Source organism: Acinetobacter sp. FDAARGOS_724, from assembly GCF_013364475.1.
Taxonomy (GTDB): domain Bacteria; phylum Pseudomonadota; class Gammaproteobacteria; order Pseudomonadales; family Moraxellaceae; genus Acinetobacter; species Acinetobacter variabilis.
In genome coordinates, this window is record NZ_CP054908.1 from 2,683,703 (window position 1) to 2,710,631 (window position 26,929).

Here is a 26,929-nt window from a genome sequence, read left to right on the forward strand (position 1 = left end):
GAAAATCAGGGTCATGGTTTATATGGAACAACTATGGCATTAATCGTTCAAAAATATGGCGGTACCTCAATGGGTACTCCCGAGCGCATTCTCAATGTTGCTCGTCGTGTGAAGCGCTGGCATGACCATGGCCACAAGGTGGTTGTAGTCGTATCTGCTATGAGTGGTGAAACCAACCGCTTGCTTGCTCTCGCGAAAGCCATTACCGAAACCCCTGACCCACGTGAACTTGACCAAATGGTTTCTACGGGTGAACAGGTAACGATTTCCATGTTAGCTATGGCGCTGAATTCAATTGGCGTTGAAGCTAAATCTTTAACTGGTCGCCAGGTTGGTATTAAAACTGACAGCGCATTCACCAAAGCACGTATCGAATCTATTGATACTGATGTATTGACTGAAAACCTAGATGCAGGCCGCGTGATTGTGGTTGCAGGTTTCCAGGGCTTTGATGCTGATGGCAATACCACAACTTTAGGTCGTGGTGGTTCTGATACCTCAGGTGTTGCCCTTGCTGCAGCGCTAAAAGCGGATGAATGTCAGATTTACACAGATGTTGATGGCGTATATACGACTGACCCTCGTGTTGCTCCTAAAGCGAAAAAAGTAGACCGTATCTCTTTCGAAGAAATGCTGGAAATGGCATCTTTAGGTTCTAAAGTTCTTCAAATTCGCTCTGTAGAATTTGCAGGCAAGTACCAAGTGCCTTTACGCGTACTCTCAAGCTTCGATAATGACACTGATGGCGCATTTGACGAAGACTTCAAAAACAACGTCGGAACTCTTATTACTACTGAACTGGAAGACAACATGGAACAGCCAATTATCTCTGGTATCGCGTTCAACCGCGACGAAGCTAAACTGACTATTCTGGGTGTTCCAGATGAGCCAGGTATTGCATCTAAAATTCTTAAACCAATTGGTGATGCCAATATCGAAGTGGATATGATTATCCAGAACGTTGAAGAAGATGGTACAACTGATTTCACGTTTACTGTAAACCGCGGTGAACTTGCTAAAGCCAAAAAAATCCTTGAAGAGACAGCTCAAGCGATTGGCGCACGTGAAGTTGCAACTCGTGATGACATCGTAAAAGTGTCTATCGTCGGTGTAGGTATGCGCTCTCACGCAGGTGTAGCAAGCAAAATGTTCACTGCTCTTGCTGATGAAGGTATCAACATCCTGATGATCTCTACTTCTGAAATCAAGATTTCTGTGATTATCGAAGAGAATTATCTTGAGCTTGCAGTTCGCTCACTTCACACTGCGTTCGGTTTAGACCGTGAACATGGTGAATCTAGCGCACGCGCTTAAGAGAACTACAAAATACCGTTATTGTCTGACAGTATTTCATTAAATCTCTACAAAAATGCAGGGCCACTATAGTTTTTTTTATAGTGGCTCTGTTATATTAAGCCTAAGGATTTTCAACAGTCTGGATAGTTAACCTCTTCATTTCATGGATAGGACTTTCTATTCAAACTTTAATTATATAATTTTAGGTTGTGTTTTTTTATTACATTCAATAGATTGCAGGTTTTGCATTTTGCAAGGAGAGAAACATGCTGATTTTGACTCGACGCGTCGGGGAAACTTTAATGATCGGAGACCAAGTCAGCGTGACTGTACTTGGCGTAAAAGGCAACCAGGTTCGTATTGGGGTAAATGCTCCGAAAGAAGTCTCTGTACACCGTGAAGAGATTTACCAGCGTATCCAGCATGAACGTGCAATGCATGAACATCTTCAGCATATTGACCAGGATTATCAACCTTCTTCTTATGAAGATGATAACCAGACACAAAATAACTTTAACCGTTAATTTTGTATGAATATAAAAGCGGCTTTTAAGCCGCTTTTAATTTGCCTAATTTTCAACTGCATAGCAAAATAATCAAACTTTATCCCGCCTGCTGCTGATCAAGCAACGCTGCCAGCACTTTTTTCACTGGTCCAAAACTACGACGATGTTCATCAATCACCCCGTGTAAGGCAATCGCTTCAAAATGTGCTTTGGTCGGATAGCCCTTATGCTTGGCAAAGCCAAATTGCGGATATTTTTGATCCATCTCCACCATCTGGCGATCACGGGTCACTTTAGCCAGAATACTGGCTGCTGAAATCTCAGGATGCAAGGCATCCCCACCTACGACCGCATCACAACTCATCGCAAGGCCCTGAGGAATCTTGTTGCCATCGACCAGTACATGTTCCGGCTGAATGCTTAATGCTTCCACAGCGCGGCGCATTGCCAGTAAAGAGGCCTGCAAAATATTATGCTCGTCGATTTCTGCTGCAGAGGCCTCAGCAATCGCCCAAGCCAATGCTTTTTCCTGAATCTCAATAAAAAGTTTTTCGCGCTTCTTCTCGCTTAGCTTCTTGGAATCATTTAAACCCTCAATCGGGTTATTCGGATCCAATATCACAGCCGCAGCGACCACCGATCCTACTAATGGCCCACGCCCTGCTTCATCTACACCAGCAATATTCATTTTATTTCCCATAAAAAATAGGCTGAACCAGTCAGCCTATTCAAATTTGATTTTGACTTAGTTTACAGCTTCAGCCACACAAGCGTTAATAGTATTTGCAACGACATTGCCTACAATAGTCGCACGTGCTGCTGGGTCAATTGCTGCAGTTGCCAAATCCACCGCAGTCACGTTTTGTGGTGCTTTTTCACTCACACAACCACAGATTTCAGACTGGATATTCTGTTTTTGTGTTTCTGTCATTAAACGTGTTGCAGTTTGCCAAGCCGGAATATTATTCAGTTCAGTGACACATTTTGCATTGATGGCAATTTTAATGGCTGCAGAACCGAGTTGCTGACCTGTACTTGCTTGAGTTGTGGTGCTGGCACCTTGTGGTGCTACACATGCAGAAAGAACAAGTGTTAATGGTACAACAACAGCCAATAATTTTTTCACGGATTTTATCCTTTTTTCAGCTTTTAAAATATGCGCTATTGTGCCGAAGTTTATCGCAATAAGAAATCTAAAAATGAGTCATGATGTTTAATCTGCGCGCAGCCAGACTCATAGCCATCACAGGAAAGAAGACTCACTATTAATCTAAAGGTAAAGTCTGGATAATCCAGCACCCAAAAATCCTTAATTGATAAACTCACCCATACAGCCTTTTAAGCTATTGGCAATTGCTTTACGGGTCAGCTCTTTTTTAGTTTCTTCATCAATGGTTGCTTTTAACAGGGTTTTGGCCGGCACACCTTCCAAAGCATGCTCACCCACACAGCCACACACTTTTTGCTGTAAATGCTGTTTATTGGCTTCAGCCATGAAATAAGTACCCATTTTCCAGACTTTGGAATCTTTCAGCTCTTGGCCACACTGATACTCAATCACAGGTTTCAGGGCTTTCTGAGTCATTGAGGTATCTGCACAAGCAGGATTGATTAAGCTAACAGCAAGAACAGGCCACAGGAATTTTAATTTCATCTTTGGTTCACAAATCAAATTATAAAAGGCAGAGCGAACTCTACCCTCTTTGGGCTAACAAATTTACTGGAATGATATTTTAAACAAGTGCCTGAATCAGGCTGATCCATTTCTGTTTTTCAGTATCAGAAATAAATGAAGCTTCAAAAGAATTAATTGCGAGCTGTTTAAGTTCTTCGTTGCTTAGATCTAAAGCTTCAGCAATGGCAATGAAATTGTCATTCATATAACCACCAAAATACGAAGGATCATCTGAATTCACTGTCACATGCACACCCTGCTGCAACAGGCGACGGATATTATGCTGCTGCATATCATCCACAACACACAGCTTTAGGTTTGAAAGTGGACATACTGTGAGCGGCATCTTCTCTGCAATCAAACGCTGCATCAATTCTGGATCTTCCTCAGAACGTACGCCATGGTCAATACGGTTAACTTTTAATAAATCCAAAGCTTCCCAGACATATTCTGCCGGACCTTCTTCACCCGCATGTGCGACTACCAGAAAACCGGCTTCACGTGCTTTAGCGAAAACACATTCAAACTTAGACGGTGGATGGCCGACTTCACTTGAATCCAGCCCCACTCCAATGATCCGATCTTTATAAGGCAGCGCTTGTTCTAATGTTTCAAATGCTGCTTCTTCACTAAGATGACGCAGGAAACACATGATCAGATGTGAAGTAATGCCTAACTTAGCTTTCGCATCATCACAGGCTTTCTGCAAGCCATTAATTACGGTTTCAAAGGCAATGCCACGATCGGTATGCGTCTGCGGATCAAAGAACATTTCAGTATGCACGACATTATCATCCGCACATTTTTCAAAATATGCCCAAGCCAGATCATAAAAGTCCTGTTCATGAATCAGAACATTGGCACCCGCGTAGTAGATATCCAGGAAAGATTGCAGATTATGGAAATTATAAGCCTGCTTCACTTCCTCAACTGATTTATAAGGAATGCTAATTTCATTACGCTGTGCAATCGCAAACATTAACTCAGGTTCAAAGGTACCTTCGATATGCACATGCAGCTCAGCCTTTGGCAAAGCCTGAATCAATTCAAGACGGTTCATCGCTACTCCTGATTAAACCTGAGAAAAATAAAAAAGGGTGCAAACTGAGTTTACACCCTTTTGATATTCGACAAAAATTAGCCGCCAAACATCCAGAACTTCAATGCCCATAGTACTGCGATGATCCATACCATGTATGGAACAGTTTTCGCTTTACCTGTCAGCAGTTTAATCAGCGCATAGCTGATAAAACCCATTGCGATACCATCTGCAATTGAATACGTAAATGGCATGAATACAATGGTCAGGAACGCCGGAACCGCTTCAGTAATATCATCCCATTCAATATGGACAATACCCTGAATCATCAATACACCGACAAATAGCAATGCTGGTGCAGTTGCAAAGCCTGGTACAGATTGAGCCAATGGAGCCAGGAACAGGCAGGCAATGAACAGCAAGCCAACCACAACTGCAGTCAGACCGGTACGACCACCTGCTGCAACACCCGCTGATGACTCAATATAAGGTGTAGTTGAAGAAGTACCCAAAGCGGCACCTGCAACAATCGCAGAAGAATCGGCAAATAATGCTTTTTTCAGACGCGGCAATTTACCATCTTTTAACAAACCTGCACGATGTGAAACACCTACTAGCGTACCAGTAGAGTCAAACAGATCGACCAAGAAGAATACGAAGATCACACCGATCAGGCTAGCTGTAAACAGACCTTGAAAGTCCATCTGCAAGAAGGTTGGTGCCAGTGAAGGAATTTGACCCACTACACCCTGGAACTGGTTATAACCTAAAGCAGTAGAAATCGCAGTGATTACCAAAATACTGATAATGATCGCACCACGTACTTTGAAGTGATGCATTACCACCACTAACAGGAAGCCAAGTAGCGCAAGCATAACAGTTGGCTGTTTCAAATCACCCAGACCCACCAGGGTCGCTTGATTATCAACAATGATGCCAGCATTTTTCAGTGCTACCAGAGCCAGGAACAGGCCAATACCACCACCAATCGCCAGTTTGAGAGACATTGGAATGGCATTGACAATCGCCTCACGTATTTTGAACATACTAATGGCAATGAAAACCAAACCTGATACAAATACTGCACCTAATGCAGTTTGCCAAGGCACACCCATTCCCAGACAGACTGAATAGGTAAAGAAGGCATTCAGCCCCATACCCGGCGCAAGTGCAATTGGATAATTGGCAATTAGCCCCATTACCAGACAGCCAATTGCGGCTGCAAGACAGGTGGCTACAAAGACAGCCCCATGATCCATCCCGGTTTCGGATAAAATCATCGGATTAACAATAATGATGTAACACATTGTCAAGAACGTGGTTACACCTGCCACAACTTCTGTACGGAAACTGGTTTTGTTTTCACTCAGTTTGAACAGACGTTCCAGCATATTTTCTGAAGATGGATTAGGAGTCGTCATGACCTAGCCCCTATTGAGTAAACTTTATGCTTTAAGCATGCCGCCGAATCCAGGAAATTTTATAGAAAACTTCATGAATTTTAAGGATCTGTTAGCAACGAATATGCCAGCTTCGCCATTTAGCGGGTCAAAATGTTTCAATAGCGAACAGTAAGAAAACTGCGCTAGAAAAACTCAAAAAACAATCTAAACAAAAAAGCTGCATAACCCCTATGCAGCTTTTTTCATCATTAGAATCAAATACTTAATTAAAGTAAATTTGATCTAACTTTATCTTTTGCAAATTATAACACATTGATTTCTGATTGCTTCTTAGAATTTATATTTTATTAAAAATTAATATAAGTCAGTTTTATTATTATTAAATTTTCTTTTATTTATTATGATTTTATTTTTATCTTTTTACCTGACCCCCCTAATTAAAAAGCTTATGCAAATCTATTAAGGTCGGGGCCGATTTGCATTCAGCAATTTAGTTGAATGTTGTACTTCTTTCAAAATCTGATGAAGCTCTTCATGTTTTCTTGTTTCGGCCTGTTGGTGAACACAATAACCGAGTAAACCCACCATCAGCACAAAAATAGGAATCGTATAAATTTTCATTTTTGTAGTTGAGTTATGTAACAGCATTGAAATTATGCTAACAAAATAACAATAAAATTGTGACATAGTTTACAAGTAACCCGATAAAATGCAGTTTTTTCAATTATTTAGAGTTTTTATATTCTTCATTTTTTTATACTTCTTATTCAATTAATCATAATTTTTTGAGTCATATTTTTTTATTTTTTAGTCATTTTTTGAATATTAAAAGAAATTAATTGATTGATTCTATTTTTTATTTTTTTAGAAATTTGTTTTTACTATATAAATTTATCGAGTGAAAAATATCTTTTAAAGCTCACTATAGCTTTCATTATTTTATTTAGCTTTTCTTCTAAAAAATTCATCCATTTCCTGTTAAAAATTCTTCTAAATAAATGATATTTTGAAAGTTCCTTCCCTATTTTTTAATTTTTATTCAATTCAACCTAATATTGCTAAACTTAAATTTACCCAAGACTTTTAAGAAAATTTCTTCATTCAGTCTTGGGTGAATCTTTTACCTTAAGCAGCCAGCTGCTCATCACGTTTAAATACCAACTCACCTTTTAGTGAACTTTCAGCATCAAAATAATACCCATCGATATTAAAGGCTTTTAAGTCTTCAGTTCGTTTAATCTGGTTTTCAATGATAAAGCGCGCCATTAAACCACGAGCTTTCTTGGCATAGAAGCTGATGACTTTATATTTGCCATTTTTCTGATCTAAAAATACCGGCTTGATGATTTCAGCCTGAATTTTGCTTTCTTTCACTGCCTTGTAATATTCATCCGAAGCAATATTGACCAGAATTTCAGACTCTGCTGCTGCCAGATCATGATTGATCAGGTCAGTGATGGTATGTCCCCAGAACTCGTAGAGATGAGCACCACGTGGGTTAGTCAATTTGGTTCCCATCTCCAGACGGTAAGGCATCATCAGATCCAGCGGACGCAATAAGCCATAGAGGCCGGATAACATACGCAGATGGTTCTGTGCGTAATGAATCTGATCCTGCTTTAATTGGTAAGCATCCAGACCGGTATAAACATCCCCTTTAAAGGCAAAGATTGCCTGACGAGCATTGGAAAAATCAAAATCCGGCTGCCAGTCTCTGAAGCGTTCCGCATTCAAATTGGCAATTTTTTCACTGACGCTCATTAAGCTGGAAATTTCAGTTGCTGATAACTTGCGGGCAACTTCTATCAATTCCTGGGAATGTTCCAGCAATCTTGCCCGAGTAAATTGATCGGTAGGTAAAGGTGTTTCGTAATCTAGAGTCTTGGCTGGAGAAATTAAAGCAAGCATAGCGACCTGGTTAAAAAATGATTAATCAAACTATATCAGTAGACTTATTTTAATTCCAATTCATGTTTTTATTTATCATAATCGTTAAAATAGAAAATTCTCCTGCAATTTATCGGTTTGCTATGTCCGAACCAATCTACCTCCAAGGCCCTGCTGGCCAACTTGAGGTTTTTGTGGATTATCCTCAGGGTGAAGTGAAAGGATTCGCGATTGTTTGTCATCCCCATCCATTACAAGGTGGCACACCACAACATAAAGTTCCGGTGTTACTGGCGCAAATGTTTTTAGAGCGTGGTTGTGTTGTCTATCGTCCAAGTTTCCGTGGTTCTGGTCAAAGTGCCGGTCTGCATGATGAAGGCTTTGGCGAAACGGATGATATACTTGAAGTCATTAAATATGCGCGTCGCCAACATATTGACCTGCCTTTCTTTGCGGGCGGTTTCAGTTTTGGCGCACATGTTATGGCCAAGTGTTACGCCGCCCTGCCAGTTGAACTGCAACCTTCAAAAGTGATTTTGTGTGGTCTACCGACTGCAACCGTAGCTGGCCTACGTCACTATGTTACACCACAGATCAAAGGTGATATTTTATTTATTCATGGTGAAGCGGATGATGTCACGCTTTTATCCGACATGATTGAATGGGCCAAGCCTCAACGTCATCTGGTCACGATCTTGCCTGGCGCAAATCATTTCTTTACCGGTTATTTAAAACAGCTTCGGATTGCGATGAGCCGTTTCCTCGCATTAAGCTGATCAAAAAAACCTCATCGAATGATGAGGTTTTTTTATTCAGAAATAAAATCTTTAGCATGAATTTCATAAATTACAGCCCGATATTTAGGTTTATCTAGGTGGTTGGTAATTTTTCCACCTACACGTTCTGCAATTTTTCGGCTAGCCCAGTTTTCTTCGGCTACCGGATAGCTCAAAGCTTTGATCCCTAATGTATTAAAAGCATAGCCCACAATACAACGTACTGCCTCATGTCCATAATAATGACCATGCGCCGTTTCACGAATCCAGATACCCACTTCAGGTATTTCATCATGCAGTCGATGCAAACCACATAATCCGATAAATTCATGTCTTTCAATATGGCGAATCACAAAAATATATTCTTTATGATCAGCCATATTGTTTAGCCAGTTTTGCCAGACTGTTGCAAATACCTGTTCAGATTCCGGTGCATCCCATGCCATAAAACGGGTCAAACTCGGGGTAATCGAGGCATAGGCTTCCGCAGCATCGGATGACTTAAAATAATCTAAAACAAGACGTTTACTTTGCAATATAGGCGAAAGACTTTGCATTTGTTGAACTAGTTCTTCCACTCAAACTCACTAAAACTTTCTTGTTCTTTCAACGATGCTTCAACAGCTTGTGCCAACTGATTTAATAAACTTTGTTCTGTAATCCGGTCCAGCCAGTCCTGTTCTTCATCCGGGTAAGAGGCGATTTCACAAATCAGGTGCCCTTCCTGGTCTCGTGTCTCACAGCTCACTGATAATGGCAACTCGTGTTCATCGACACTTACGGCCACTTGTGCGCCACTTTGCGCCAAGGTTTTAAAGCCATATTTACCGAGCTCTTCCGTCAGCAGATGTGCCACATATTCCTGAGCCTGCTGACTGCCCTGTAATTGTTCCTGGCTCTGAGGATTGGCCATAAATTTTAATTTTCGCATTGCTACATCCAAATGGCTTTTTTGTTGTATGGTTTTAGCATAAGCCAATATAAACAAAACAGCCAAGCAAAAGCTTGGCTGTTTCATGTAAATTTTAGAATTATTCTGTCACTTCAATCGCCAGACCAGCTTGAGAAGTCAGTTCAGTGAAGGTTGGGAAACTGGTTGCGACGGTTTCAGTCCCAACAATCTTGATTTCACCTGAGTTACGCAGACCTGCAATAGAGAAGCTCATGGCAATACGATGATCATGATGCGATTCAATTTCACCGCCAGTAAAGATTGGTGACCAGTCGCCTGTCTTACCTTTACCTTCGATAATGATGCCATCATCAGTTGGTGTACAGTCAATGCCCATGGTTTTCAAACCATCTGCCATCACTTGAATACGATCAGATTCTTTGACACGCAGCTCAGCAGCACCAGTTAGAATCGTTTGGCCTTCTGCACATGCAGCAGCAATGAATAATGCCGGGAATTCATCAATTGCTAGTGGCACTTGGTCTTCCGGCATATGAATGCCTTTTAACGTACGTGTACCGCGAATACGAATGTCTGCAATCGGTTCACCGCCTGCAATACGTTCATTTTCAACAGTGATGTCCGCACCCATCTGTTTCAAGATTTCAATCACACCAGTACGGGTCGGGTTAATGCCTACCGCTTCCAAAGTCACGTCTGAATTTTCAGTAATCGCTGCACCGACCATAAAGAAAGCTGCAGATGAAATATCAGAAGGCACCTGAATGTTAGTACCCACCAGCTTGCCGCCACCTTGCAGGGAAATACGGTTGCCTTCAGTTTTTACTTCATAACCAAAAGCACGCAACATACGTTCAGTATGGTCACGGGTTGGTTCAGGTTCAGTCACTGAAGTTTCACCTTCCGCCCAAAGACCTGCCAGCAGAATACCTGATTTCACCTGAGCAGATGCCATTGGCAAGTCGTATTGAATACCTTTCAGGTTTTGATTACCCGTAATCGATACTGGTGGTGTACCACGTTCACCCGTAGTTTGAATCTGCGCGCCCATCAAACGTAATGGTTTTGCAATACGCTCCATTGGACGTTTAGACAGGGATGCATCACCCGTCATCACCGAATCAAATTTCTGAGCTGACAGCATGCCAGCCAGCAGGCGCATCGAAGTACCCGAGTTGCCCATGTAAAGCGCAGACTTCGGTGCTTTCAGACCTTGCATACCCACGCCATGAATGGTCACTTCACCATTTTTAGGGCCTTCAATGCTTACGCCCATATCACGGAATGCCTGTAAAGTTGCAAGTGCATCTTCACCCTCAAGGAAACCCGTCACATGCGTTGTGCCTTCAGCGATGGCACCAAACATGATGGAACGGTGTGACACAGATTTGTCACCTGGCACGGTAAATTTACCTTGGAACGTCTTGGCACCTGGTTGAATGGTAAATTGTTGTGTCACTTTATTTTTCTCCATGAGAGGTTTCTTGGCGAGCATATGATTGAAGTGCTGACGCGCGGCTTGCGCATGCCCCAATAAGCCCATTAAAGCTTGTGAATCTTCATCTTCAATCAGCTTGCGGATAATCGCGAGTTGAGCTTCAAAGCCGTCCACGGCATTGAGAATCGCCTTTTTATTGGCAAAAAAGATGTCATGCCACATTTGTGGATCACTGGCGGCAATACGCGAGAAGTCGCGGAAGCCACCGGCAGCATAACGAAAAATATCCAGATTGTCTTCGCGCTTGGCCAGTTGTTCGACCAGGTTGAAGGCCATCAGATGCGGAAGATGACTGGTATGGGCCAGCACTTCATCGTGCTTTTCCACATCCATACAAATCACTTCCGCTTTGGCCACCTGCCACAGTTGAATCAGTTTATCGACCGCCCATTGTCCGCTGCTTGGTAACGGCGTCAAAATCACCTTGTGATTGGCAAATAGATCGACCTTACCTGCATGCACGCCGGTATGTTCAGCACCCGCAATTGGATGCCCCGGCACAAAACCGGCTGGCAGATTTTCACCAAACACAGCTTTGGCTGCTTCTACCACATTGCCTTTGGTACTGCCAACATCGGTCAGAATGGCATTTTCCAACAAATAAGGTTTGATCGTTTCTAGCACTTTCTGGGTAGCACGAACAGGTAATGCCAGTACCACCAGATCTGCCCCTTTGACGGCTTCTACAGGATCTGCATATCCGTTGGAAATCAGACCAAGTGCCTTGGCATCTTCCAAGGTTTTTTGTGAGCGGGTCGATGCCACGATGTCATTGGCTAAATGCTCGGCCTGAATGACACGCGCCAGACTTGAACCAATCAATCCAAGTCCGATAAAGGCAACTTTTTCAAACAGTGGCTGCGACATAACTTAAGCTTTCGCCTCTAAGCCAAGCACTTTGCCTAATGCAGCAAGGAATTTGGCATTTTCAGCTTCAGTACCAATCGATACGCGCAAGTGGTTTGGAATACCCACTGGACGCACGATCACACCTTCTTTCAACAACTTGTTAAATGTTTCTGCTGGATCAGCCTGTACATCGACCAAGATGAAATTCGCGCGTGAAGGTACATAGTTCAGGCCCAAAGCTTTGAAGCCAGCTTCAAGCTGTGCCATACCTGCTTTATTCACTTCACGAGATTTCTCGATGAAGGCTTCATCTTTCAGTGCAGCAACTGCAGCAACCATGGCTAAATGGTTCACGTTGAATGGCTGACGGATACGATTTAAATAGTCAGTTACTTCAACCGATGCCAATGCAAAACCAACACGCAGTGCAGCCAGACCATAACACTTAGACAAAGTACGGCTGACAATCAGATTAGGATACTGCTTCAGGAATTTCAGGCTGTTGAAGTTTTCCGGGAAATATTCCACATAAGCTTCGTCCAGTACCACGATGACATTCGCTGGCACTTTCTGCATGAATGCTTCAAATTCAGCTTCTTCAAACCAGGTGCCTGTCGGGTTGTTTGGGTTCGCAATAAAGATCAGCTTGGTGTTGTCTTTAATTGCAGCCGCCATCGCCTCAAGATCATGCGAGAAGCCTTTTGCTGGTACTTCAATCGCTTCAGCATGGATCGCTTGAGTTACCAGAGCATATACTGCAAATGCATGCTGGCTGTAAATCACAGAATCGCTTGAAGAAACGAATGCGCGGGCAAACATTTCCAGTAAGTCGTTTGAACCGTTGCCCAAAGTAATCTGGTCATGATTAAAACCAAATTGTGCTTTGATCTGGTCTTTCAGGATAAAACCACCACCATCTGGATAACGACCAATTTCTGCCAGTTCTGCAGCGACTGCTTCTTTGACTTTATCTGAACAGCCCAGCGGGTTTTCATTTGAAGCCAGTTTTACGATATCAGTGATGCCCAACTCACGCTCAAGCTCATTGATCGGTTTACCTGGTTGATATGGCTTTAATTTAGAGATGCCTTCATTGGCTGGGACAAACGACATTTTATACTTCCGATTTACAGATGAACCAGTGGTTAGCACCCTCGCACTAACCACGAAAGGCTGCTTTTATAAAACAGCTGCAGGATATGAACCAAGCACGCGGACTTCTTTCACAAGCGGACGAATTTCTTCGATCGCAGCTTTAACATTTTCCTGCTCAATATGACCTTCAAGATCGATAAAGAATACATAAGCCCATTTTTCAGGAAGTGCAGGTCGAGTTTCAATACTGGTTAGACTAATGTTGTGTTTGGCAAATGGAGCCAGAATCTCTAGCAATGCACCGGCACGGTCATGTGCAGAAACCAGTAATGAAGTTTTATCATTACCACTTTGTGGCACTTTTTCACGGCCAATTACCAGGAAGCGTGTAGTGTTTTCTGGATTGTCCTCAATATTGCTGTGCATAATCTCAAGATTATAAATATTCGCAGCAATTTCAGAAGCAATCGCAGCAGAATGCCATTCATTCTGAATACGGCGCGCAGCTTCAGCATTTGAACTGAGTGCCACACGTTCTACACCTGGATAATGAGCATCCAGCCATTTACGGCACTGAGCCAGAGTTTGCTGATGTGCATAGATCTGTTTAATACTGTCTTTACGGGTATTTTCAGAGATCAGGAACTGATGATGAATGGGTAATTCTACTTCGCCAATCACATTCAGATGCGAAGTCTTGAAACAGTCTAAAGTGTGGTTCACTACCCCTTCAGAGGAGTTTTCAACCGGTACCAGACCATAATGTGCACTGCCCGCTTCTACTTCACGGAACACTTCATCAATGGTGGGTAATGGACGAACTACAGCATCATGACCAAAATGTTTCAATACTGCTGAGTGTGTGTAGGTACCAGCAGGTCCCAAGAATGCAATACTTTGCGGTGCTTCAAGCGCCAAACAAGCCGACATGATCTCGCGGAACAGACGTGCCATCGTCGTATCTGACAATGGTCCTTCATTGCGCTCCATAACATTGCGCAAAACCTGTGCTTCACGTTCCGGACGGTAAAACAGCGGATTTTCTTCAGATGCGAATTTTGCTTTTGCTACAGCCTCAGCCAAACGTGCACGACGGTTAATCAATTGCTGGATTTGTTGATCAACTGAATCGATATCTTCACGAATTTTAGCCAAGTCTAAAGAAGCCGTTGTGTTTTGATCGTCGTTGATCATCGTGATGTCGCCCTTCATAAACCTTATCTGTGCAGTATAACAATTAGTGCGCTGCAAATGTTACACAATATAACTTTAGTAGATTAATTCTTAAAAACAGGGAGTTGATTTTAACCGTTAATCGCTTTAGTCACATCTGGTAACATTTCTTTCAGCATTTTCGCATGTTTTACATTATCAAATTGTAAACTTTGCCCGCTCATCTTAACTGATTTCTATCAAGATGAAATATCACTATTTCTTAATCTACATAACGATTTTAAGCATAAGAAAATAAAAATAAAGCCATCTCGATACTTCTAGTTTGACTACTTAAAATCTGAGTGACAGTTCACAATAAAATGCACATAGAAAACTGTTTTTTTAATCATTTTCCTTTGATTTAATTTGATTTTTTACACTAAATCACTATTTGGTTACAAAGCAGAGACGTTTTTTAAACCTTAAATCGCTAGTCTAATTTAAAACTATATTGGGGGTGCCTATAATGCCAAAAAGAATAGCGGTACTTGTAACGAATAATTTTGAAGATCTTGAATATACTGAGCCTGTTGCGGCCTTACTCGCTGCAGAGCATAGTGTCTGTAATATTGAACTACATGCCGGAAAAGTCGTACATGGATTACATGGTCAGTCGAGTGTAACGATTGATTGGGGAATTGATCATATCAGTATTGATGATTTTGATGGCCTACTCATTCCGGGCGGTGAATCGCCTGTATCCCTCGCCAACGATACGCGAGTCTTACATTTCATTCAGGCTTTTAATGAGACCAAAAAGACCATCTTCAGTCTTTGCGACGCATCTTTATTACTCAGTGAAGCTGATGTTTTAAAGAACCGCATCATTACCAGTATCCGTGCGCATGCACCTCGAGTACAACATGCAGGTGCGACGTATTATGATGTCGAACTAGTCAATGACAATAATCAGCTGATTTCATCTCGAGTACCCAATGATTTGCCAATTTTTATTCATGAATGTCTGGATGTATTAAAATCTTAAAATAATAAAATATCTAGATTTCAAGAATATTCTTTCCATAAAAAAAGAGTCCATTTCGGACTCTTTTTTTTATCTGTTAAGTTTTAACGTCCAAGCAGACCGCGAGCGACAATTTCTTTCATGATTTCATTGGTACCGCCATAGATCCGTTGAATGCGGGCATCAACAAAGAAACGCGAAATCGGGTATTCAGTCATATAGCCATAACCACCAAAGAGCTGAAGCAGATTGTCAGCAACTTTCATCTGCATATCTGTCGAGAAGCTCTTTAGCGCTGCTGCAGTTTCAACATCCAGCTTGCCTTGCATATACAACTCAACATTCTGGTTATAGAAAGCTGCTGTTGCCAGCTCGTCAATCTTGGCCTGTGCCAGTACAAAACGGGTATTCTGGAACTGACCAATCGCCTGACCAAAGGCCTGACGCTCTTTGACATATTGAGTCGTTAGATCAATCGAGCCACGAATGGCGCCCAGTGCAGTAGCAGCAATAGCGGTACGTTCACGTGGGAGTTCCTGCATTAGATATACAAAGCCCTGACCTAGCTGACCCAGCAACTGATCTTTCGGTACTTTGACATTATCGAAGAACAGCTCTGAAGTATCCTGTGAATGCAGACCAATCTTGTCCAGATTCTTACCTTTTTTAAAGCCTTCCAGATGCGTATCCACCAGCATCAAAGACACACCTTTGGCGCGTGCTTGCGGATCGGTTTTCACGGCTAATACGACTAAGTCAGCATGCTGACCATTGGAGATAAAAGTTTTAGAACCATTCAATAAATAATGGTCATCCTGCAAGATGGCATTGGTTCGCATGGCTTGCAGATCAGAACCAGCACCCGGCTCAGTCATGCCAATCGCACCGACCACTTCACCAGACACCATTTTCGGTAACCAGTATTTTTTCTGTTCTTCAGTACCAATATGCAGGATATACGGCGCTGCGATATCCGAATGGCAAGACAGACCAGTTGAAATTGCGCTATAGCCTGCTCTTGCCGACTCTTCGATTAACATCAGGGAATAGTGGGTCGGAACACCGTAGCCACCATATTCTTCCGGAACATCGACACATAAGAAGCCATTTTCACCCATCGCATTCCAGACTGAACGCGGCATCATGCCTTCACGCTCCCACTCTTCATAGTAAGGCGCTACGTGTTCATTCATAAAGCGTTTGAAATTGTCGCGGAAAAGTTCCAGGTCAGCATCGTAAGCCAGCATTCTTTTATCCTTATCGTGTTTATCGTTTTATTTCCTGTGCACAGGCTAACTATTTTTAGAAAGGCTGTCATGTGCCTGACTTATTTTTTCGCTAACTTCACAGTCAGATAAAAATAAAAAGGAAGCCGAAGCCACTGCTGTCCCATAGTTTGCTTTAAATAAAAAAACCTAAGTCCTAACAGTTAAAATATGAGTGCAAACAAACACTTTAACGACCAGGATTCAGGTTTTGTCACATCAGAATACCGTATTTCATGAGCTAATTAAACCTGTTGTGCGACAGGATTTTGAACAACTTGCTAAAGTACACCATGTTGGACAGAAATTTAGAGCGGCTTCCCGGTGGGATCAGTTTATTGCCATATTGATGTCTCAATTCTCTTGTAGGCAAAGTCTGAGAGATATTCAATCCAATTTGGAGTGCCAACAGGAAAAGCTAAGTCATCTCGGAGCAAAGTCTATTCCCCGAAGCACGCTGGCACGAATCAATGAGCAACAGCCTGCTGCCTTGTATCAACAGCTATTTTACAAGTTGCTTAAATACTATGACCACTCAAAAGTCGCTCATAAATTTCGCTTTAAGAATCCCTTGTATTCCTTGGATGCCAGTCATATTGACCTGTCGCTTTCCTTATGTGAATGGGCCAAAGTTCACGGTAAGCATCCGGCTAACACAGCCTTACCAAGCGATCCTATAAGCCTTAATTTAGTTCCCACCTAAAAACAAGTGGGGACTTAATCCATGAACATGGATATATATTCAGCAACACCTCCTGTTGCTAAAAAACGCCGAAAATACAGCAAAGAATTCAAACTCAGTATTGTCAATGCCTGCAAAAATCCTAATACCTCGATCGCTTCGGTCACACTGCAACATAGTATTAATGCCAACCTTGTCAGTCGTTGGATCAGGATCTTCAGCCATCATGAGGGTGCCGTGCAGGATCCTACTCATGTGAATCCAGCATTTATTGCTTTGCCTTACACTGCTGCAATCAGCCAACCTATTGATGAGAGGATCACGTTGTGTATCACCGTGCCTCATACGAATAATGATATTCAGCTAAAATGGCAGACATCAGAAATACCTGCCTTGGCAGAATTACTCAAGGCACTTGCAACATGATCCGCATTGATGAAATCTGGTTGTCTACTCAGCCCATGGACATGCGTGCAGGTATGGATACGACCATGGCTCAGGTGGTGAGAGCCTTTGGCTACATCAAACCGCATTGTGCTTACCTGTTCTGTAATAAACGTGGCCATCGCATGAAAGTGCTGGTACATGATGGATTGGGCATCTGGCTGTGTGCCCGGCGGCTGGAACAGGGCAAATTTCACTGGGCTCAAGTTCACCAAGGTGAAACCGTGGCCCTCAGCCCGGAACAGTTACAGGCACTGATCCAAGGTTTGCCCTGGCAGCGCATTGGACGACAGCAGGTGGTGACGATGCTTTAAACCAGGCTCGACCATTCTGCTATTCTCCAAACGTTCTATTTCATTCTTCTCATGACCTCAGGCATACTGCGGTCATGAATACGCTGCCTGACTTAAGCCAACTGACCCATGAACAACTGCTGGAATTCACCAGGCAGTTGGCGCTGCAGCATCAGTCTCTAGCACAATCAAACCAACAATTGGATGCCAAAGTTCAACATCTTTCTATTCTCAATCAAAAATACGAGCATGAACTGGCGCTGTTTAAAAAGCACAAATTCGCCCAAAAGAATGAACACTTAACGGCAAAACAAATCCATCTCTGGGATGAAGCGGTTGAAGAAGATATTGCCGCGGTTGATCTAGAACTGGAACGGCTAAATGCAGATAAAACCAATGCAGCGACACAGAAAGCCAAAACCAATAAACCTAAACGTCGACCACTGCCAGATCATCTACACACCATCCGTATTGAGCATGAACCTGCATCAACCCAATGTGCTTGTGGCTGCCAACTCCGTCGTATCGGCGAAGATGTCAGTGAAAAACTGCATTTCAGACCGGCACAGTTCTATAAGGAACAGCATGTGCGTGGTAAATGGGTCTGTGATCAGTGTGACACTCTAACTCAGCAAGCGATGCCCGCCTATGTGATTGATAAAGGCATTGCTTCACCTGAATTGCTCAGCCATGTGCTGGTATCGAAGTATGCCGATCATTTGCCGCTGTACCGTCAGCGCCTGATCTATCAGCGGGCTGGCATTGATCTGTCCAGATCCACTTTATCTGATTGGATAGGTCGCTGCGGTGTAGAACTGGAACCTCTGGCCAATGCCTTAAAAGAGGTGGTGCTGCAACAGCGGGTGCTGCATGCAGATGAAACACCGGTCACCATCATGCGGATGGGTGAGAATAATAAAAAACCGAAGAAAGGTTATGTCTGGGCCTATGCCACCACACAGTATAATCCAGTTCAGGCGGTGATCTATGACTTTCAGGATAGTCGTTCAGGCCAGCATGCTGAAGAGTTCTTGAAAGGCTGGCAGGGCTATCTAGTCTGTGATGATTACAGTGGTTATAAAGCACGTTTTAAATCAGGCCAGGTGATTGAGGTGGGGTGCATGGCCCATGCACGTCGTAAATTCCATGAACTGCATGTAACTGGGAAAAGTCAGGTTGCTGAACAGGCCTTAGTGCTGATTCAGAAACTGTATGCGATAGAAGCAGAACTCAGGAAAAAGACCGATGGTACAGCGGAAGACCGCCGCGAATACCGACAACAGCATAGTCAACCAGTGATGCAACAACTATATGAATGGCTCAACCAACATCATCTGACAGTGCCATCGAGTTCTCCCACCGCCAAGGCTATCAATTACACTCTGAAGCGTTGGCCAGCCTTAAGCCGCTATCTGGATGATGGCAATCTACCGATATGCAACAATTGGGTAGAGAATCAGATGCGTCCCTGGGCGTTGGGACGCAAGAACTGGCTGTTTGCAGGTTCGCTGCGCAGTGGTCAGCGAGCGGCAAACATCATGACTTTAATCCAGTCAGCAAAGCTGAATGGCTTGGATCCGTATGCCTATTTAAGTGATGTGCTGAAAAGGTTACCGACACACAAAGTGACCCAAATTGAAGAATTGCTGCCGCACTGCTGGAAACCTAAATCGAATTAAAAAATAGGTATGGGATTCAGCGGACGCTTACAGTTCACGACTCAAAAGCCAGCATGAAACTCAGTATAGGATTGAATCACAGCAATGATATTCCTGAGTTTGTTGCAGTTGAAAATGGCAAAGAAAATGACATGGTACAAGGCCGCAAATTCCAGTTTCCTGCTGGCAGCATTGTAGTTTTTGATAAAGGCTATGTCGATTACCAATGGTATGCGAATCTGACTGCTCAAAACATTGGATTTGTCACACGTTTTAGGCCTAAATCTGTGTATCAGGTGATCCAGCAACATCCAGTGCTTGAATCCAAAGGTATTCTAAAAGATGAAACCATTCAGCTGAATAGCGCACATGCCCTAAAAAGAAAAGCCCCAGTGTTAAGAAGAATTGAATATAGAGATCAGCAAAGTGGCAAGCACTTTAGCTTTCTCAGCAATAACTTTCATTTAGCCGCCTCCACCATTGCGGCGATTTATAAAGATCGTTGGAAAGTTGAGCTGTTCTTTAAGGCGATTAAGCAGAATCTCAAATTAAAAGCGTTTCTAGGCCGCAGCAGGAACGCAATTCAGACACAAATCTGGATTGCGATGATCGCCTATTTATTGGTGAGTTTCGCTCAACATTTAGGAAAAACAGGTTGGACAGTTCAACGTTTACTCAGAATAATTCAAGTGAATTTGTTTGAAAGAAGAACTTTAAAAGCTTTATTTTCACCCGATAAAATACCCATAAAACAAGAGGAAGCTCATTTGAGCTTCCTCTTGTGAAAAATTGTGGGACAGCAATGAAGCCGAAGCTTCCTTTTTATGACCTACAAGACGAACTCGAATTTAATGAGCGTTGTTGCCTTCCTGCGCCATTTTTTCATCAATTTCAGCCGGATTTGCTAATGCATAGTTCAGCTTGTCCATGTCTAACTGACCGACCCATTTTGCTACAACCAGAGTTGCCAAAGAGTTACCGACTAGATTGGTCAAGGCACGAGCTTCAGACATGAAGCGGTCAATACCGAGAATCAAGGCCAGACCTGCAACCGGAATATTACCTACAGCCGCTAAGGTTGCTGCCATCACGATAAAGCCTGAACCAGTTACACCCGCTGCACCTTTAGAAGAAATGAGCAATACGAGAAGCAAGGTAATCTGGTGAGACAAATCAAGTTGCGTATTGGTCGCCTGTGCAATGAAGATTGCCGCCATTGTCAGGTAAATCGAAGTACCATCCAGGTTGAATGAATAACCTGTTGGAATGACCAAACCTACCACTGACTTTTCAGCACCTGCAAGCTCAAGTTTTTTCAGCATACGTGGCAATACAGATTCAGACGATGAAGTACCCAGTACAATCAACAGCTCTTCACGAATCAGGCGAATCATCTTGACAATGCTAAAGCCGGTAAAACGAGCAATTGAACCCAGCACAATAAAGATGAACAGCAAACAGGTGATATAGAAGCAGATGATCAACTGGGCCAATTGCGCCAGAGAACCGATCCCATATTTACCGATCGTGAAAGCCATCGCACCAAATGCACCAATAGGCGCAAGTTTCATGATCATGTTCACGATGTTAAAGAACACATGTGAAATCTGATCTACCAGTTTGAGGACTGGCTTACCTTGTGCACCCAGTTTGTGTAATGCAAAACCGAACAGGATCGCAAATAAAAGGACTTGCAGGATTTCGCCTTCAGCAAATGCTCCAACCACCGTATTTGGAATGATATTCATAAAGAAATCAACGGTAGACTGAGAAGCACCCGACTCTACATATTTAGAAATCCCGGCCGTGTCCAGCGATGCCGGATCAACATTCATCCCAACGCCTGGCTTGGCAATATTAATTACCAGAAGACCAATGATCAGCGCTATCGTTGACACGATTTCGAAGTAAAGTAGAGCGACACCACCAGTTTTACCAACTGATTTCATACTCTCCATGCCTGCGATCCCACTAACCACGGTACAGAAAATCACAGGTGCGATGATCATTTTAATTAAACGGATAAATGCATCACCCAGCGGCTTCAGTTGTTCGCCCAAACCTGGAACATATTGTTCTGCACCATTAATGATTTGTGTACCACTTGGCGAGAAATGTCCGACGAGGATACCCGCAATAATGGCTACAATCACTTGAAAATAAAGCGACTTATAAATTGGTTTTTTAGCCATAACCTTACTTCACGATATACTTCTAACCAGAAGCAATATTCAGTTTTCACTTATTTTTAAAAAACAAGCGTCCAATACTTCATTGTCTGAAACAAAAAAGTGCCTATGTATCAAAAAATTAATCTGATACTGAAATTAGAATGTGTATGTACATTTAACAATCACAGGAACACTGATCCTTAAGAAAAATCAGTGCATTGATCAGGAGATAAAGCAAACACAAGAATTGCGTGAAATTTTAACCGTTTTTTAGACTTTTGTTTAACCCGAAATGTTAAATTTGCCTAAATACTAAACAATACCTCTTAGACTATAGTCTTATAAAACTATAATAATTCTGCAAAATAAGAAGGTGAAATACCAATATCAGCGTAAAATATGCCAATACTTGATGAACATGATTGATCTATGCCCATGACCACAAAGCGAAATATTTATAAAGATGCCGAACATCCTTTTGCCCAGTTTATTCGTATTATTGGCAAGGGAAAAAATGGTGCACGTTCTTTAAGCTATGAAGAAGCCTATCAGGCTTTTAGCATGATCCTGAAAAATGAGGTGCTGAACGTACAACTGGGCGCTTTTCTGATGCTATTACGTGTCAAGGAAGAATCTGTTGATGAACTCGCAGGCTTTGTGCAGGCGACCCGGGACCAGCTGAATTTTAAGGCACTGGATGTTGATCTGGACTGGTCCTCTTATGCAGGCAAACGCAAACATTATCCTTGGTTCATTCTGGCTGCGCTTACCCTTGCCAAGCATGGCTATAATATCGTGATGCATGGTGCTTCAGGTCATACCTTGAATCGGGTCTATACCGAACAGGTACTTAACTACTTAGGCTATCCAATCTGCCAGAATGATGCTGACGTGGAACAGCAGCTTAAAGACAAACATTTTGCTTACCTGCCTCTGGAGGTGATCTCTCCAATTCTGGCTGAGCTGATCGGGCTACGTAATGTTATGGGTCTACGCTCCCCGATTCATACGCTGGCACGTCTGATTAATCCATTTAATGCCAAAGCGACTTTACAGGCTATTTTCCACCCTGCTTATCGTAGTTCACATCAGCAGTCCGCTTATAAGTTAGGTTATCAAAATAGTGCAGTCATTAAAGGTGAAGGTGGCGAATTTGAACGTAACCCGGATGCCAAAACTTTAATCTGCGGGATTAAGAATGGCGAACTTTATGAGCACGAATTACCAAAACTGACCGACAACCGTAGTCCGATTGAAGAAGAGCTGGATCTGGCTGTATTTAAACAAGTATGGGAAGGTCAACGCTCACATGAATATGGTGAGATCGCAGTTGTCGAAACTATGGGCATTGCACTGTATACCATGGGCAAATGTGACAGCTATGAAGTAGCGATGCAAAAAGCCAGAGGGCTCTGGAATAGCCGCCTTTCAGTTTGATCAAGCCAAAAAACAGACATTAAAAAAGACCACATTTGTGGTCTTTTTTTCGGTTTCGATTAAACGAAACGGATTGGCTTGAATTCCGGCTCATTTTTGTGATGATCATCATCACACTGTTCACCTTCTTCTTTAGTGCCACGATCGATATAACCACTACGTTCGGTTTCTGGCAGGTTTTTCATTTCCCAGGCATAGACAGCCTGCATACAGGTCTGACGCTGCTCCTGGGTCAGTGCCACACCATTCGGCCACTTGCCAATTTCAATGGCTGTTCTTAAGCGTTCTACAATCTCAGGATTGAGTACGGCAAGCATTTGTTCAATATTCATATTTAATCCTGCTTAAGATAGTCGAAGTCCTGATTCCAGCCCAGTTTGGTTCGACATGCATTATAGAAGTCATAACCTGGCGGATGCAGAAGATTCAGTTTAAAGGGATGCTTACGAATATGGACGCTATCGCCAACATTCAAAGACACACTGTGTTGTCCATCCGCACTCACCATCGGCAGTACGCGATTTTCACGAATCATTAGTTTAATTTCACTATGCCCTCCGACCACAATCGGACGTGAAGACAAGGTATGCGGATGCATCGGCACCAGCACAATTGCATCCATACTTGGATGCACAATCGGTCCACCACCGGACAGTGCATAGGCTGTTGAACCGGTCGGTGTAGATACAATCAGGCCATCACTATGCTGGCGATAGACATATTGTCCATCAATATTCAGCTCGAAATCAATCATGTGTACCGATTTACCTGAGTGCAAGACCACATCATTCAAAGCAATCGCGTCATAGATGATTTCACCTTTAGAGCGAACTTCCATTTCCAATAAGAAACGGCGTTCTGCCTGAAAATCACCTTTTAATACCTGATCCAGTTTGAAGATGACTTCGGTTGGCTTGATATCGGTCAGGAAGCCCAAACGACCACGGTTCACCCCGATCACTGGCGTATTGTATTTTACCAATGCCCGCGCTGCATGTAACAGTGAACCATCCCCACCTACCACAATCACCAGATCAACCACTTCGCCCAACAAGGCGCGGCTAACTGTTTGGGTATTCTGATAAGGAACCAGTTCAGCTGTATCTGCATCAAAAACAGGATGTAGACCTAAATTGAGCAGATGATCGTGGATCAGGCATAAGGTTTCAACCACTGAAGATTTATCCGGGCGTCCAATCAACCCGATATTTCGAAATGTCTTGTGGGAAATTTGCACCAGTGTCGTCGCTCCGCTTCGAATCTTGCTTATCATAACATTAAGCTTAAATAGGATGACAATTTATAACATGACAAAGCTGTGCAGGATTGAATTGAAATAGATTGAAATTAAGGAGAAAATGTGAAGTTTAATTTTAATTTTAATCTCAATAATTGATTAAATATTGCAAAATAATGAAAAGCTTCGCATGATTAGCACAATTTCACAGGGTCTTATCGTCATTTATGAAATCTGAACGAGGTATGGGGTTCATTGCCTTAATCTTCTCCATTCTAGTCATTTCTGCATTTGTAGCATTTAGTATCTATTTGATTAAATTAGATAATATTGTACGTGAAAAATTTGAAGGCCAACGCTGGGATATTCCGGCCAAGGTTTTCGCACGCCCGATGGAAGTGTATGTAAATGCCCCTGTCAGCCAGCAGGATTTCCAACAAGAATTAAAATTACTGGGTTATAAAGGTTCAGACAGCTATACCAAATCGGGCAGCTTTGTCAGCACTGGCAATACCATGTATGTGCATACCCGTGGCTTTGATTTTGGCGATCGCGTTGAACCTGAACAGGTATTGAAAGTCAGCTTTAATGGCGATCAGATTGCTGAAGTAAGTGCGACCAAGCCCTCTTCTAGCGGGATTGCCCGTCTGGAACCTTTATTGATTGGCGGTATTTATCCACAGCATAATGAAGACCGTGTGCTAATTAAGCTCAATAAAGTGCCTAAACCGTTAATTGATGCTTTAATTGCTACTGAAGACCGCAATTTCTACAATCACCATGGCGTATCTCCACGCGGGATTGCACGTGCAGTGGTGAGCAATATTACTGGTGGTAAGCGTCAAGGTGGTTCAACCCTCACCCAGCAGCTGGTCAAGAATTTCTACTTAACACCAGAACGTACCTTAAAGCGTAAGGTAAATGAAGCCTTTATGGCGATGCTGATTGAATTGCATTATGGCAAAGATGAGATTCTGGAAGCCTATTTAAATGAAGTGAATCTGGGCCAGAACGGCAACTATTCTGTAAATGGTTATGGTCTGGCTTCACAATTTTATTTTGGCCTCCCGTTACGTGAACTGAATATTTCTCAACAGGCCTTTTTAGTCGGTCTGGTTCAAGGTCCAAGCCTGTATAACCCATGGCGTAATCCCGAACTTGCGAAAAAACGTCGTGATGTGGTTCTGAATAATATGCTGGTAATGGGTAATCTGACCCAAGATCAGTATGAAACAGAAACTGCCCGTCCGCTGAACGTCATTTCCAAGCCAACTTTGGGCCCTGCCCGCTTCCCGGATTTTCTGGACATTGTTCGCCGTCAATTGCGTACCGAATATCAGGAAACTGATTTAACCAACCAGGGTCTGCGTATTTTCACCACCTTAGATCCATTGGCACAAACCCGAATTCAAGACAGCTTTAAGAAAAGTGTAGCCCGTTTAAGCAAAGCCAATCCAGGCCGTCTAAAAGATTTGCAAGGCGCTGTTCTGGTCGCACACCCTGAGAATGGCGAACTGGTTGCAGCAGTAGGCTCTACTCAGGACTTTACCGGTTTTAACCGTGCTTTAGATGCCAAACGTCAGGTTGGATCTTTACTCAAACCGGTGATTTATCTGACAGCGCTAGAATCAAATCGTTACCACTGGGCCAGTCCAATTGAAGACAGTCAGATCACCATTCAAAGTGATGGCAAACCATGGACTCCGAAAAACTATAGCGGTAGTGTACATGGTGTAGTACCGATGTCTCTTGCCCTATCACAATCCTATAACCTGTCTGCGGTGCGTTTGGCACAGGAATTTGGCCTGTCGACCTTTATTAACCATTTGAAAAAATTTGGTGTGACTTCTGACATACCAAATTATCCATCTATTTATTTAGGTGCGGTAGATATGTCACCGATGGAAGTGATGAATATTTACGGCAACTTCGCAACAGGTGGCTTTAAATATCCGGTGAAATCGATTCGTTCTGTAGTCGATGCGAATGGCCACTCGCTTGAACGTTACAGCTTAAGTGTTCAGCCGACGATTGATCCAGCATCAGCCTATGCTCTGAATTATGGTTTACAACAGGTCATGTCGAGTGGTACTGGTCGTTCTGCTTATAACAGTTTGCCACGTAACCTGAATCTGGCGGGTAAATCGGGTACGACAAACGATACCCGTGATTCATGGTTTGCAGGTTATTCTGGCAACTATATGACAGTGGTCTGGTTAGGTCTGGATGACAACAAAGTCACTGGATTAACCGGTTCTTCAGGTGCCCTTCCGGTCTGGACCAATGTCATGAAACAGCTACGTCAGAAGCCGGTGAATCTGGCTCAGCCTAATGAAATTGAATGGCACTGGCTGGACCGTTATACAGGTAAACTGACTGCCCAAGGCTGTGATGGTGCCATGTATATTCCGATTTCACGCCATGCTCTACCAAATCAGGCGACTGCTTGTGGCATCTCACATTACGCCACCGAGCCTTATACGATTGATTCAGAACCTTCACCAGAAGATGAGGAAGAAGATGATCTCAGTCGTTATATACAAGAAAGTGAAACAGAAATAGAACGCGAAGTTGCTAAACAAACCCGTATTATCGCGAGTGGAAGTTATAGCCAATAATTGAGCCT

At 42.9% G+C, this 26,929-nt stretch carries 25 protein-coding genes and 2 pseudogenes; 11 read left to right on the forward strand and 16 right to left on the reverse strand.

What is annotated here, in order from left to right; translation table 11 throughout:
• Window positions 1-33 precede the first annotated feature (33 nt).
• The gene (locus FOC32_RS14025) at window positions 34-1,314 is read left to right on the forward strand and encodes an aspartate kinase (protein WP_004784201.1); all 1,281 of its coding nucleotides are present in this window, start codon (window positions 34-36) and stop codon (window positions 1,312-1,314) included.
• A gap of 248 nt (window positions 1,315-1,562) precedes the next feature.
• Complete coding sequence (gene csrA / locus FOC32_RS14030) at window positions 1,563-1,820, forward strand: carbon storage regulator CsrA (protein WP_004784202.1); 258 nt, start codon at window positions 1,563-1,565, stop codon at window positions 1,818-1,820.
• 79 nt (window positions 1,821-1,899) lie between these two features.
• On the opposite strand, the gene rnhB is transcribed toward csrA, so the two are convergent.
• The 7 genes from rnhB to yaaA form a co-directional block, all read right to left on the reverse strand.
• Entirely contained in the window at window positions 1,900-2,490 is a 591-nt protein-coding gene (gene rnhB, locus FOC32_RS14035) for a ribonuclease HII (RefSeq protein WP_004784204.1), read from the reverse strand.
• Between the two features lie 57 nt (window positions 2,491-2,547).
• On the reverse strand, window positions 2,548-2,928 hold the full coding sequence (locus FOC32_RS14040; RefSeq protein ID WP_004784206.1) for a hypothetical protein: 381 nt from the start codon (window positions 2,926-2,928) through the stop codon (window positions 2,548-2,550).
• 183 nt (window positions 2,929-3,111) lie between these two features.
• A complete protein-coding gene (locus FOC32_RS14045; RefSeq protein WP_004784208.1) occupies window positions 3,112-3,456 on the reverse strand; it encodes a hypothetical protein in 345 nt (114 codons plus the stop codon).
• Window positions 3,457-3,535: 79 nt separating this feature from the next.
• Window positions 3,536-4,537, reverse strand: a complete 1,002-nt coding sequence (locus FOC32_RS14050) for an adenosine deaminase (RefSeq protein WP_004784210.1) — start codon at window positions 4,535-4,537, stop codon at window positions 3,536-3,538.
• A gap of 77 nt (window positions 4,538-4,614) precedes the next feature.
• Complete coding sequence (locus FOC32_RS14055) at window positions 4,615-5,937, reverse strand: NCS2 family permease (RefSeq protein ID WP_004784213.1); 1,323 nt, start codon at window positions 5,935-5,937, stop codon at window positions 4,615-4,617.
• Between the two features lie 441 nt (window positions 5,938-6,378).
• Window positions 6,379-6,567 (reverse strand): hypothetical protein, encoded by a 189-nt coding sequence (locus tag FOC32_RS14060; protein ID WP_004784216.1) that lies wholly within the window; start codon window positions 6,565-6,567, stop codon window positions 6,379-6,381.
• Window positions 6,568-7,044: 477 nt separating this feature from the next.
• Complete coding sequence (gene yaaA, locus FOC32_RS14065) at window positions 7,045-7,827, reverse strand: peroxide stress protein YaaA (protein ID WP_004784218.1); 783 nt, start codon at window positions 7,825-7,827, stop codon at window positions 7,045-7,047.
• 122 nt (window positions 7,828-7,949) lie between these two features.
• On the opposite strand from yaaA, the gene FOC32_RS14070 reads away from it, so the two are divergent.
• Window positions 7,950-8,582 carry an alpha/beta hydrolase gene (locus tag FOC32_RS14070; RefSeq protein ID WP_034590098.1) on the forward strand — a complete coding sequence of 211 codons (633 nt, stop codon included), beginning with the start codon at window positions 7,950-7,952 and terminating at the stop codon, window positions 8,580-8,582.
• A 32-nt stretch (window positions 8,583-8,614) separates the two neighbouring features.
• Here the strand turns inward: FOC32_RS14070 and FOC32_RS14075 are convergent, their stop codons facing one another.
• The 5 genes from FOC32_RS14075 to pheA form a co-directional block, all read right to left on the reverse strand.
• Entirely contained in the window at window positions 8,615-9,160 is a 546-nt protein-coding gene (locus FOC32_RS14075) for a GNAT family N-acetyltransferase (protein ID WP_004784222.1), read from the reverse strand.
• On the reverse strand, window positions 9,148-9,513 hold the full coding sequence (locus FOC32_RS14080) for a hypothetical protein (RefSeq protein WP_004784223.1): 366 nt from the start codon (window positions 9,511-9,513) through the stop codon (window positions 9,148-9,150). Before FOC32_RS14080 ends, FOC32_RS14075 begins: the two co-directional genes overlap by 13 nt.
• Before the next feature lie 100 nt (window positions 9,514-9,613).
• A complete protein-coding gene (locus FOC32_RS14085; protein ID WP_004784225.1) occupies window positions 9,614-11,860 on the reverse strand; it encodes a bifunctional prephenate dehydrogenase/3-phosphoshikimate 1-carboxyvinyltransferase in 2,247 nt (748 codons plus the stop codon).
• Window positions 11,861-11,863: 3 nt separating this feature from the next.
• Window positions 11,864-12,955 carry a histidinol-phosphate transaminase gene (gene hisC, locus FOC32_RS14090; RefSeq protein WP_004784227.1) on the reverse strand — a complete coding sequence of 364 codons (1,092 nt, stop codon included), beginning with the start codon at window positions 12,953-12,955 and terminating at the stop codon, window positions 11,864-11,866.
• Between the two features lie 66 nt (window positions 12,956-13,021).
• Window positions 13,022-14,131, reverse strand: coding sequence for a prephenate dehydratase (gene pheA / locus FOC32_RS14095; RefSeq protein WP_004784230.1), 1,110 nt, complete (start codon window positions 14,129-14,131; stop codon window positions 13,022-13,024).
• Window positions 14,132-14,618: 487 nt separating this feature from the next.
• Here pheA and FOC32_RS14100 point away from each other — a divergent pair, with 487 nt between their 5' ends.
• Complete coding sequence (locus FOC32_RS14100) at window positions 14,619-15,137, forward strand: DJ-1/PfpI family protein (RefSeq protein ID WP_004784232.1); 519 nt, start codon at window positions 14,619-14,621, stop codon at window positions 15,135-15,137.
• 83 nt (window positions 15,138-15,220) lie between these two features.
• On the opposite strand, the gene FOC32_RS14105 is transcribed toward FOC32_RS14100, so the two are convergent.
• Window positions 15,221-16,363, reverse strand: coding sequence for an acyl-CoA dehydrogenase family protein (locus FOC32_RS14105; RefSeq protein WP_004784233.1), 1,143 nt, complete (start codon window positions 16,361-16,363; stop codon window positions 15,221-15,223).
• A gap of 229 nt (window positions 16,364-16,592) precedes the next feature.
• Here FOC32_RS14105 and FOC32_RS14110 point away from each other — a divergent pair.
• The 5 genes and pseudogenes from FOC32_RS14110 to FOC32_RS14130 all read left to right on the forward strand — a co-directional run.
• A pseudogene (locus FOC32_RS14110) lies at window positions 16,593-17,045 on the forward strand (DUF4372 domain-containing protein); the annotation flags it as partial.
• A 60-nt stretch (window positions 17,046-17,105) separates the two neighbouring features.
• Window positions 17,106-17,489 (forward strand): transposase, encoded by a 384-nt coding sequence (locus FOC32_RS14115; RefSeq protein WP_005233700.1) that lies wholly within the window; start codon window positions 17,106-17,108, stop codon window positions 17,487-17,489.
• The gene (gene tnpB, locus FOC32_RS14120) at window positions 17,486-17,821 is read left to right on the forward strand and encodes an IS66 family insertion sequence element accessory protein TnpB (protein WP_000618091.1); all 336 of its coding nucleotides are present in this window, start codon (window positions 17,486-17,488) and stop codon (window positions 17,819-17,821) included. Before FOC32_RS14115 ends, tnpB begins: the two co-directional genes overlap by 4 nt.
• A gap of 74 nt (window positions 17,822-17,895) precedes the next feature.
• A complete protein-coding gene (locus FOC32_RS14125; RefSeq protein WP_005080957.1) occupies window positions 17,896-19,479 on the forward strand; it encodes an IS66-like element ISAba25 family transposase in 1,584 nt (527 codons plus the stop codon).
• 32 nt (window positions 19,480-19,511) lie between these two features.
• Window positions 19,512-20,243, forward strand: a pseudogene (locus FOC32_RS14130) (IS4-like element ISAbe18 family transposase); the annotation flags it as partial.
• Between the two features lie 63 nt (window positions 20,244-20,306).
• Here FOC32_RS14130 and FOC32_RS14135 read toward each other — a convergent pair.
• Window positions 20,307-21,650: a dicarboxylate/amino acid:cation symporter gene (locus tag FOC32_RS14135; RefSeq protein WP_004784235.1), complete on the reverse strand. Its 1,344-nt coding sequence runs from the start codon at window positions 21,648-21,650 to the stop codon at window positions 20,307-20,309.
• Between the two features lie 414 nt (window positions 21,651-22,064).
• Here FOC32_RS14135 and FOC32_RS14140 point away from each other — a divergent pair, with 414 nt between their 5' ends.
• Complete coding sequence (locus FOC32_RS14140) at window positions 22,065-23,066, forward strand: glycosyl transferase family protein (protein ID WP_004784237.1); 1,002 nt, start codon at window positions 22,065-22,067, stop codon at window positions 23,064-23,066.
• Window positions 23,067-23,125: 59 nt separating this feature from the next.
• Here FOC32_RS14140 and FOC32_RS14145 read toward each other — a convergent pair whose 3' ends face one another.
• Window positions 23,126-23,398 (reverse strand): YeaC family protein, encoded by a 273-nt coding sequence (locus FOC32_RS14145; RefSeq protein WP_004784238.1) that lies wholly within the window; start codon window positions 23,396-23,398, stop codon window positions 23,126-23,128.
• 2 nt (window positions 23,399-23,400) lie between these two features.
• Complete coding sequence (locus FOC32_RS14150; RefSeq protein ID WP_004784240.1) at window positions 23,401-24,339, reverse strand: NAD(+) kinase; 939 nt, start codon at window positions 24,337-24,339, stop codon at window positions 23,401-23,403.
• A 191-nt stretch (window positions 24,340-24,530) separates the two neighbouring features.
• On the opposite strand from FOC32_RS14150, the gene mrcB reads away from it, so the two are divergent.
• Complete coding sequence (gene mrcB, locus FOC32_RS14155; RefSeq protein WP_004784242.1) at window positions 24,531-26,921, forward strand: penicillin-binding protein 1B; 2,391 nt, start codon at window positions 24,531-24,533, stop codon at window positions 26,919-26,921.
• Window positions 26,922-26,929 lie beyond the last annotated feature (8 nt).

Excerpts from the sequence above, each read along its gene's own strand:
- FOC32_RS14025 (WP_004784201.1), top strand. The coding sequence starts at position 34 with ATGGCATTAATCGTTCAAAAATATGGCGGTACCTCAATGGGTACTCCC.
- csrA (WP_004784202.1), top strand. The coding sequence starts at position 1,563 with ATGCTGATTTTGACTCGACGCGTCGGGGAAACTTTAATGATCGGAGAC.
- rnhB (WP_004784204.1), bottom strand. The coding sequence starts at position 2,490 with ATGAATATTGCTGGTGTAGATGAAGCAGGGCGTGGGCCATTAGTAGGA.
- FOC32_RS14045 (WP_004784208.1), bottom strand. The coding sequence starts at position 3,456 with ATGAAATTAAAATTCCTGTGGCCTGTTCTTGCTGTTAGCTTAATCAAT.
- FOC32_RS14050 (WP_004784210.1), bottom strand. The coding sequence starts at position 4,537 with ATGAACCGTCTTGAATTGATTCAGGCTTTGCCAAAGGCTGAGCTGCAT.
- FOC32_RS14055 (WP_004784213.1), bottom strand. The coding sequence starts at position 5,937 with ATGACGACTCCTAATCCATCTTCAGAAAATATGCTGGAACGTCTGTTC.
- FOC32_RS14060 (WP_004784216.1), bottom strand. The coding sequence starts at position 6,567 with ATGCTGTTACATAACTCAACTACAAAAATGAAAATTTATACGATTCCT.
- yaaA (WP_004784218.1), bottom strand. The coding sequence starts at position 7,827 with ATGCTTGCTTTAATTTCTCCAGCCAAGACTCTAGATTACGAAACACCT.
- FOC32_RS14070 (WP_034590098.1), top strand. The coding sequence starts at position 7,950 with ATGTCCGAACCAATCTACCTCCAAGGCCCTGCTGGCCAACTTGAGGTT.
- FOC32_RS14080 (WP_004784223.1), bottom strand. The coding sequence starts at position 9,513 with ATGCGAAAATTAAAATTTATGGCCAATCCTCAGAGCCAGGAACAATTA.
- FOC32_RS14085 (WP_004784225.1), bottom strand. The coding sequence starts at position 11,860 with ATGTCGCAGCCACTGTTTGAAAAAGTTGCCTTTATCGGACTTGGATTG.
- hisC (WP_004784227.1), bottom strand. The coding sequence starts at position 12,955 with ATGTCGTTTGTCCCAGCCAATGAAGGCATCTCTAAATTAAAGCCATAT.
- pheA (WP_004784230.1), bottom strand. The coding sequence starts at position 14,131 with ATGATCAACGACGATCAAAACACAACGGCTTCTTTAGACTTGGCTAAA.
- FOC32_RS14100 (WP_004784232.1), top strand. The coding sequence starts at position 14,619 with ATGCCAAAAAGAATAGCGGTACTTGTAACGAATAATTTTGAAGATCTT.
- FOC32_RS14105 (WP_004784233.1), bottom strand. The coding sequence starts at position 16,363 with ATGCTGGCTTACGATGCTGACCTGGAACTTTTCCGCGACAATTTCAAA.
- FOC32_RS14115 (WP_005233700.1), top strand. The coding sequence starts at position 17,106 with ATGAACATGGATATATATTCAGCAACACCTCCTGTTGCTAAAAAACGC.
- tnpB (WP_000618091.1), top strand. The coding sequence starts at position 17,486 with ATGATCCGCATTGATGAAATCTGGTTGTCTACTCAGCCCATGGACATG.
- FOC32_RS14125 (WP_005080957.1), top strand. The coding sequence starts at position 17,896 with ATGAATACGCTGCCTGACTTAAGCCAACTGACCCATGAACAACTGCTG.
- FOC32_RS14135 (WP_004784235.1), bottom strand. The coding sequence starts at position 21,650 with ATGGCTAAAAAACCAATTTATAAGTCGCTTTATTTTCAAGTGATTGTA.
- FOC32_RS14140 (WP_004784237.1), top strand. The coding sequence starts at position 22,065 with ATGACCACAAAGCGAAATATTTATAAAGATGCCGAACATCCTTTTGCC.
- FOC32_RS14145 (WP_004784238.1), bottom strand. The coding sequence starts at position 23,398 with ATGAATATTGAACAAATGCTTGCCGTACTCAATCCTGAGATTGTAGAA.
- FOC32_RS14150 (WP_004784240.1), bottom strand. The coding sequence starts at position 24,339 with ATGATAAGCAAGATTCGAAGCGGAGCGACGACACTGGTGCAAATTTCC.
- mrcB (WP_004784242.1), top strand. The coding sequence starts at position 24,531 with ATGAAATCTGAACGAGGTATGGGGTTCATTGCCTTAATCTTCTCCATT.